The sequence below is a fragment of the Ruegeria sp. CDSB013 genome, from assembly GCF_059611165.1.
Window position 1 is genome coordinate 20,824 of the sequence record NZ_JBXWPA010000024.1, and the last position, 8,018, is coordinate 28,841.

General features: G+C 55.3%; 5 protein-coding genes. 1 reads left to right on the plus strand and 4 read right to left on the minus strand.

What is annotated here, in order from left to right; translation table 11 throughout:
* Positions 1-146: 146 nt before the first annotated feature.
* From AC2FJF_RS23760 to AC2FJF_RS23775, 4 genes are all read right to left on the minus strand, one after another.
* Positions 147-2,546 carry a trimethylamine N-oxide demethylase gene (locus AC2FJF_RS23760; protein ID WP_496727472.1) on the minus strand — a complete coding sequence of 800 codons (2,400 nt, stop codon included), beginning with the start codon at positions 2,544-2,546 and terminating at the stop codon, positions 147-149.
* A 14-nt stretch (positions 2,547-2,560) separates the two neighbouring features.
* Entirely contained in the window at positions 2,561-4,543 is a 1,983-nt protein-coding gene (locus AC2FJF_RS23765) for an ABC transporter permease (protein ID WP_496727473.1), read from the minus strand.
* Complete coding sequence (locus AC2FJF_RS23770) at positions 4,543-5,571, minus strand: quaternary amine ABC transporter ATP-binding protein (protein ID WP_496727474.1); 1,029 nt, start codon at positions 5,569-5,571, stop codon at positions 4,543-4,545. The genes AC2FJF_RS23765 and AC2FJF_RS23770 overlap by 1 nt, the downstream gene beginning before the upstream one ends.
* Positions 5,572-5,653: 82 nt before the next feature.
* Positions 5,654-6,607 (minus strand): ABC transporter substrate-binding protein, encoded by a 954-nt coding sequence (locus AC2FJF_RS23775; protein WP_058277107.1) that lies wholly within the window; start codon positions 6,605-6,607, stop codon positions 5,654-5,656.
* 237 nt (positions 6,608-6,844) lie between these two features.
* On the opposite strand from AC2FJF_RS23775, the gene AC2FJF_RS23780 reads away from it, so the two are divergent.
* Positions 6,845-7,780 (plus strand): LysR substrate-binding domain-containing protein, encoded by a 936-nt coding sequence (locus tag AC2FJF_RS23780; RefSeq protein WP_496727475.1) that lies wholly within the window; start codon positions 6,845-6,847, stop codon positions 7,778-7,780.
* The last annotated feature ends 238 nt before the right edge of the window (positions 7,781-8,018 follow it).

Sequence of the window (8,018 nt, forward strand, 5' to 3'; positions counted from 1 at the left end):
GAGACACTATTGTGAGGTTCGATATCGGACGCTGGAGCGGGGCACACAGAACTCTTGTTGCCATTCAGTTTTAGCACGGCAAACAACTGCATACGTTGCGCCCGGACGGGAGAATCCCTGTGACCAAGATCTTTGTTAAAGAGTCGTCATTCTGCTGCATCAGGAACATCAACAATTGAATAGTTGCCCTTCACGCGTTCCTTTGTCGGGTCAAAATGCGGGAAAGGCACGACTTTGGCTTTTAGGCGCTTTTGCTGGCCGTCCAGTTGCCCGATTTCAATGTCAGCTCCGACGACGGCATGAGTGACAGAAACCCGGCCTAACGCAATGACCTTGCCAAGAATGGGTGATTTCATCGCGCTGGTAATCTCTCCAACCTGCGCCTTTCCAACACGTACACAGTCGCCGGGCGAGGGGACCGTACCTCCCTCAACCTCGAAGCCGACCAGTTTGCGATGAGGATGGGTCATGCGTTCTTCAATCGCTATCCGCCCGATAAAATCGTCGGGCTTTGATTTCAGTGGAACGGTGAAGCCGATGCCAGCCTCGAAGGGATCGGTTTGATCGTCGAATTCGGACCCGGCAAAGATCAAGCCACCTTCGATCCGCACCATATCCAGTGCCGCAAGCCCAAGCGGAGCGATGCCATATTCCTGGCCAACCTCCCAGACGCGATCAAATATCTCAACGGCATCTTTGGGATGACAGAAGATTTCATATCCCAGCTCACCTGAATATCCGGTCCGGGAAATTACCACAGATGTCCCCTGCACATCACCAACCCGGGCCACGGTCAGCCGGAACCATGGTAATTCTTCGATCGTCGGTTGTTGGGGCGGTGTCCAGAAGATTTTGGAAAGGATGTCACGACTGTACCGCCCTTGAACTGCGATGTTATGCAATTGATCAGTCGAGTTGCGCACCCAAACATTCATATTGCGTTTGAGCGCCTGTTCCTGCAGCCACAAACCGCTCGTGTCATTCCCGCCAATCCAGCGGAAGTTTGTTTCACCCAATCGATATACCGTACCATCGTCGATCATACCGCCGTGCTCATAGCACATGGCCGTATACACGACCTGACCAACGCTCAACTTTTTCATATTGCGGGTCACGCACAGCTGCATCAGCTCCTCTGCGTCGGGGCCGACAACTTCGTATTTTCGTAATGGGCTCAGGTCCATGACCGCGACCTTGTCCCGGCAGGCCCAGTATTCGGCAATCGCGCCGTGATTGGTCATCGTATTTGGCAACCAATAGCCGTTGTATTCGATGAAATCACGGGTGTGCCGTGCAAAGCAGTCGTGAAATGCAGTTTTCTTGGTTTCTTCCACGTCCGCCTCCGCAGATTTTCTATAGCCATAGGATCGTTTGAAATCCTCGGTCGCCTTGTAGGTTCGCACCTGAATATCGGTAGGATTCCAGCCATTGGCCGGATCGATGTCGCAGGGACAGCCGGTGCTGACGCAGACCAGATCGGTCAGCGCGCGCAATAAGACGAAGTCACCGGGGCGCGACCAGGGGTCGTCCATTCCGATGGCATTGGTGTCGTCCAGCATTGTGTTGAAAAAGAAGTTGATCGCGGGCCAACCACCACGCGGCTTGATGCCGTACTGGTCCAAATCCTTGTTGATATTGTCCGAGCAGTTCACGTGGCCGGGGTAACCGAGATCTTCGTAATACCGCGCCGTACAGGCAAGGCCAAACGTGTCATGACGCCCGCAGGTATCCTGAACGATCTCTATCAGTGGTTCCTGATCTACCGACCAGTATTTCGAAAAAATTCCCGGTTTTGGGTACAAGCTGCCCATTAGGCTGCGCGTTGTTGTCGGATCAATCTCGCGTTCGATCCCCTGATCCAGCGCTCGGCGGCTGAAGGCCTGAAAATCCGAGCATTCACGCCCGCGAATATCGACAATCTGGATGAACTCGCCCGCCTTGACCTCGTACGAGTGGGCATTGCCCGGCTGAATGTTGAAGTCCTTGAGCGGATCGGCCAGCGGTTCGGGTGGTCCAACATCGGGCTTTGCCAAACCGGGTGCAGACCGCTGGATGTACAAAATGATATCCGTGGGGGGGTTGTTTTCTTCGGGGCGCATCGCCTTGCCGGGTGCAGCCACGATCAGAAGGCCATCACTTTCAGCGACGAAATGCATCATGTCGCCAGGGCGCGACCCGTCCATGAACGCCCGGATTGCGTCACCTTTTCCGATGTCAAATCCGGCAACTTCCAAAGCGCGTAGCACTTTCTTGCCGGACGGCGATCCATTGGCCAGCGTCGCAATCAATCCCTCCGGTCGCCCGTGCCCCTGCGCGCCAAGCATGGCCGCATCGGAACTCCGGTCAGGGGCAAAGAAGACCATCTCGGCCGGTTGCATCCCGTCGCGGTCCAGCAAGGTTATCGTATCGCCTTTGGAGACCGGAACAGCGCGGGAGCCCATTCCGGGGACCGGGTGGCGTTCCGTTCCATGTGGCAGGATCGGAAGGCCGGGGGCCAGAACTCCGCTGCGTTCGAACGGGACCTCAAATACAGGTTTTACGTTCATCTCCGAAACTCCGGTTAATCCAGCCCCAAAGCGCGCTTGCGCTTCTCGGCCCAACTGCTGATTGCCATGTCAAATGTCAGGGCCATCAGCGACACGTTCAGACCCAGCACAAAGTTCTTGCCCAATTCGGTGCCTGCCAGGGTTCGTTGCAGTTCCTGCCCCAGATCCTGCGTGCCGATGAAGGCGGCAATGATAACCATGAAGAAGGCGAACATGATTGCCTGATTAAACCCGACCGCCATTGTCGGCAGCGCCAGCGGAAATTGCACCGACATCAGCTTTTGCCGACGGGTCGAGCCGGACATGTCTGCCGCCTCGGTCATTTCCGGCGGTACGCTGCTGAGACCAATTATCGTGTAACGGATCAGCGGCACGGCGGCGAAGATCAGGATTGAGAATACAACTGCCACATCATTGACCCCAAACAGCATGATCGCGGGGATCAGGTAGATGAAGCTTGGGAAGGTTTGCGCGGTGTCGCAGGCCAGCAGGATGCTCTTGGACCAGCGGTTGGACCGGGCTGCAACAACGCCCAAGGGGATGCCGATCATAGTCGCCAGCGCGACTGCTGAAATCACAGTATAAAGCGTGATGACCGACCGATCCCACCAGCCCGAGAAGGCGACAATCGTAAAGAAGATCGCGGCGTAGATGCCGGGTTTTCGGCCACCGACCCAATAGGCAAAGGATACAACCAGCAGTATGAAAGCGGGGGTTGGAATTGCGAGTAGGGTATTCCGGAACGGGATCAAAACCTTGACGTTCAGGAACCAACGCAGCCATTCGGTTGTGCCCTTGATCACATCGATGGCCAGAATCGACTTGATCACCACGTCGATTTCCTTGCCTTGGCTGAGATGCTGCTTGCGGCCAACTTCGGCCAGGATCGGGAAAATCTGCGCGAGCAAAATAAACCCAACAAACAGACCCAAAGCGACCAGCGAAATCTGGTGCCGTTTCCACCACGGCGTCCCACGTTCAAAATGAACAGGCTGTTTGACAACCCAGGCCTTGGACATCCGATCAAGCGTCACAGCCAGAAGCACGATGGTCACACCTATCTCGAAAGACCGGCCAAGTTTGAAGCTGCCCATCATTGCCAACAGCTTGGCTCCAAGACCGGGCATGCCGATAAAGGCGGTCAAAACCACCATCGCCAAACACAGCATGATCACTTGGTTAACGCCAACCAGAACCTCGGTGCGTGCAGCCGGAACATAAACATGGCGCAGCATCTGCCAGCGTGTGCACCCGGACATCTGGCCGGCTTCAATCACTTCGGGGCTGACCTTTTTCAGACCCAAAGTGGTCATCAGGATCATCGGTGGAATGGCAAAGGTAATTGTTGCGACGGCCCCAGCTGTCGGTCCGACCTTAAAGAAGATCACTGCGGGCAAGAGATACGTAAAGAAGGGCAGGGTTTGCAACACGGACAGGATGGGTTTCAGCATCCGTTCGAACCAGCCGTATTTCCAGGCGGCGATGCCCAGAACCAAGCCCAGAAGAAATGCCAGAGGTGCCGCGACTACGATGACAGACATCGTTTGCATGGCGATCTTCCACTGCCCGATTGCCGCGGTCCAGATAAAGGTTCCGGCTCCCAACGTGGCGAGCCTCCAGCCACCTACGGCATAGCCGACAACAGCAGCCACAGCGGCGATTGCGGACCATGGGATTGGGCCCAGATAGGGCCAGCGCCGCTTGCCCTCTAGCAGGTTCGCAGACGTATCCAGCAAAAACTCCAACGGGCCTTCTGCAATAAAGCGAGTGACATAAATCAGGCCCAGGTCGTTTTGAATGAAGTTAAAGACAGTATCCAGAATTTGCGCCGTTGGCGGTATTGCGGCTTCAGGAATTCGGTTCAGCCATTCAGGCAGAATGCCCACGGCCTTGGCAAGGATTAGCGCAAAGGCCGTGACAAGCAGTGCCGTAAGGACTTTGGTCCGTCCAAACGTTCTGTCGGATGTGTCCGGTATTTCGGTGGACAGCGTCGCCATCATTCGGCTCCAAGCAGAACGTTCAACGCGGTGTTGCGGTCCAGAACGCCTGTTACAACGCCTTTGTCATTCGCGACCGGCAAAAGGACCCTGTCGTCGTTGACCAATACGCGCGCCAGTTCATGGATGGTTGAGGCACCATTGATCGGGGCACCTTCCAGCGCATGACCGTTTACGGGTTTTGCAAGCCCTTTTGCGTGCACGACGCGGGCTTTGTCGATGTCCTCGGTAAACTTGGCCACGTATTCGGTAGCGGGGTTCATTACGATCTGGTCCGGGGTGTCGCATTGCTCGACCGCACCATTGCGCATGATGGCAATCCGGTCGGCCAGGCGCAGCGCCTCGTCAAAGTCATGCGTGATGAAGACGATGGTTTTGCCCAACATCTCTTGCAGACGCAGGAATTCATCCTGCATTTCACGGCGGATCAGCGGATCAAGCGCCGAGAATGGTTCATCAAGAAACCAGATATCCGGTTCGATAGCTAAGGATCGGGCGATACCGACCCGTTGCTGTTGGCCGCCACTTAGTTCGCGCGGGAAGTATTCTTCGCGGCCTTCAAGGCCAACCAGCTTGATGACTTCCAGCGCGCGTTCGCGCCGGTCGTGGCGATCCTGTCCGCGCATTTCCAACGGGAAGGCCACGTTGTCCAAAACCGTGCGATGCGGCAGCAATCCGAAGGACTGAAACACCATACCCATCTTGTTGCGGCGCAGTTCAATCAACTCGCGTTCGCTCAGGCTCATGATATCCTGACCGTCCACCTCAATCGTTCCGCCTGTGATGTCGTGCAGGCGTGAGAAGCACCGCACCAGTGTCGACTTACCCGATCCCGACAGCCCCATGATGACCAGCATCTCACCCCGGTCCACTTCGATCGAGACGTCCTTGACCCCGGCGATGTACCCATCCGCCCGAATCTCATCAAAGCTGCGGCCAGCGGGCAGAGATTTCAGATAGCTCTCTGGCGAGGGTCCAAACAGTTTCCAGACGTTTTTGGCTGAGATGACAGGCGCTGAGGCGGACATGGCTGCCTTTCTTTCGTGTTGAGCGCGGCCTTGCATCGCTGAGATGTTCAAGGCCGCGCCAGTTTCGGTGGATGCAACCGGATTATGTACTGCAGGCACTGATCCAAGGATCAATGACGGCGCGGTTGGCGTCCAGCCATTCTTCGGCTGCCTCTTCCGGCTCGAGCTCATCAGTGTCGACCAGCTTCGCCATCTCAGCAATCTGCGGGTTGGTGAAGGAAATCTCGGTCAGGGCGCAATACGCGGCCGGCCACTTGTCTTTCATGCCATCCCAAGCTGCCTTTTTCAGGTAACCCTCGGCAGGGTTGCCACAATCATACAGCGCTTCCGGGTTGGGACCCTTGGCTGGATCCTTGTCGCAACCATCTTCCCAAGCTGGGAACTCAACGAACTCACCAGGCCAAACAGCTTCGGCGAAGTTTGGCGTCCAGTTAAAGACCAAAACCGGCGTTTTGTCGGCCTCTGCCGCGCCAATTTCGGCCCAAAGGGCTGCGGCTGAACCCGCATTGATCACCGTAAAGTTCAGATCCAGTGCTTCGGCGCGTTCTTTACCATGCTTCAACCAGTCGACCGGCCCATCCAGATAACGGCCCTTGTCACCGGTTTCGGCTGTGGCGAACAGGTGCGCACAGTCGTTCAGTGCCTGCCAGTCAGGCAGGCCCGGGCAGGATTCCTTGGTCCACATCGGATACCACCAATCCTCGCGCGTGACCGCATCATGATCGCCCGCATCATGCAGACCACCTTTTTCCAGTGCCGCGCGGTAGGATGCACCAAAGGCACCTTCCCAGACTTCCATCTCCAGCGCGACATCGCCCAAACGTACCGATTCATAGACGGCCTGACTGTCGGTGGTGACATATTCTACGTTGTTGCCCATCTCTTCGAAGATCAGGCCTACAACATTCGACATCACGATCTGGCTGGACCAGTTGTGAATGGGGATTACGATCGGGTCGCTGCTGTCTTCGGCAGCCGCGCCAGTTCCCGCTACTGCTGCCAAGGTTGCAGCAGAAAGTAGGTTTGTAAGTTTCATGTTTGCTCCCTGAGTGACATTCATTTTTGAGTTGAGGACTCTTCCGGCCCCGAATTCATGCATTCTGCCCAAGATCGTCTAATGTGCAGAACAGAAATTTGAGGGGCTTTGACCATAATTTCTTGAGGCTAATCCGACTTTTTGCTATCTTAACAGACAGTTGCCTGATCGAATGCCGCCTGATGCGGGCAAATGTTTTTGATCGCGCCGTCGTCCAGTTCGGGAAAAGGCCCCTAAATGCCAAAAAAAGCGCCAGTCACCGGGAAAGTCTTGCCGCCGCTGGACTATTTGTTGGCATTTGAGGCAGCTGCCAAGGCGCAGAGTTTTGCGCAAGCCAGCAAGGTTCTGAACATCTCAGAGACTGCAATCAGCCGTAAAGTGCGATTATTGGAACAGCATTATGACGTGCCCTTGTTTGTACGGGGGCATCGTTCTGTTTCCCTTACTCAGCAGGGTGCCATCCTGTTGGCAACCGTGGAAAAATCACTGGACCTGATGCGGGATGTCAGCCGCGACATGCTGGCCAAGCATCAGGCCAATACGGTTTCGATTTCGGCGACCAATTCTGTTGCGTCTCTTTGGCTGATGCCGCAACTTCGCAAGTTCAACAAATCCAATGGCCGTATCCGCATCTCTTTGGTGTCTTCTGACAGTGACGCGGAATGTCTGTCAGATTCTATGGACCTGACAATTCTGCGAGGGGATGGCGACTGGCCGGGGTACGAGGCAAAGCTTCTGTTCGGAGAAACCGTTTTTCCGGTATGCAGCCCCGAGTACCTAAAAAGCAATCCCAATGCGGCGGAGCTTTCTGCGTTACCGGAACTTGACCTCATTGAGGTCACCAGCGGCCATGCAGAATGGATGACATGGCGTGCATGGTTCAGCGGCAATGGTGTTTCGACGTCATCAATGGAACAGGCTGTCGCGTTCAACACCTACCCATTGTCAGTACAAGCAGCGGTTGATGGATTGGGAATTGCATTGGGTTGGGCCCATCTTGTTGACCCATTGCTGGAAAGCGGCGCTTTGGTCAGGCCAGTCCAGGACGCATCGGTGCGAACGGAGTCAGGATACTACCTACTGAAAAGACCTTTCAACAGTGCTTTTCCAGAGCAATTAATTGTCGAAGATTGGCTGCTGAGTCTCAGCGCAGGTCGAAAAAGATACGCTTGATTTGGGTCGTTGACGACTGGGCATTGATGGTGAGTTTGGCAGTGGGCTATCTGGCTACTACAACTCGCATATTGACCCAAGGGAATATTTATTTACCTTAAAGAAAAAACGAATCTGAGACGGTGCGCCACCGCTCCGGACAAGGTGTTGTCAGACTTTTCCAACCGGGGGTTTTGCCCAATGAGCTATAAATCGGACATTGAAATCGCGCGCGAGGCGCAGAAGAAGCCTATTCAGG

What these genes read in the sequence shown, in the direction of transcription:
- AC2FJF_RS23760 (WP_496727472.1), bottom strand. Translation starts at nt 2,546, where the DNA reads ATGAACGTAAAACCTGTATTTGAGGTCCCGTTCGAACGCAGCGGAGTT.
- AC2FJF_RS23765 (WP_496727473.1), bottom strand. Translation starts at nt 4,543, where the DNA reads ATGGCGACGCTGTCCACCGAAATACCGGACACATCCGACAGAACGTTT.
- AC2FJF_RS23770 (WP_496727474.1), bottom strand. Translation starts at nt 5,571, where the DNA reads ATGTCCGCCTCAGCGCCTGTCATCTCAGCCAAAAACGTCTGGAAACTG.
- AC2FJF_RS23775 (WP_058277107.1), bottom strand. Translation starts at nt 6,607, where the DNA reads ATGAAACTTACAAACCTACTTTCTGCTGCAACCTTGGCAGCAGTAGCG.
- AC2FJF_RS23780 (WP_496727475.1), top strand. Translation starts at nt 6,845, where the DNA reads ATGCCAAAAAAAGCGCCAGTCACCGGGAAAGTCTTGCCGCCGCTGGAC.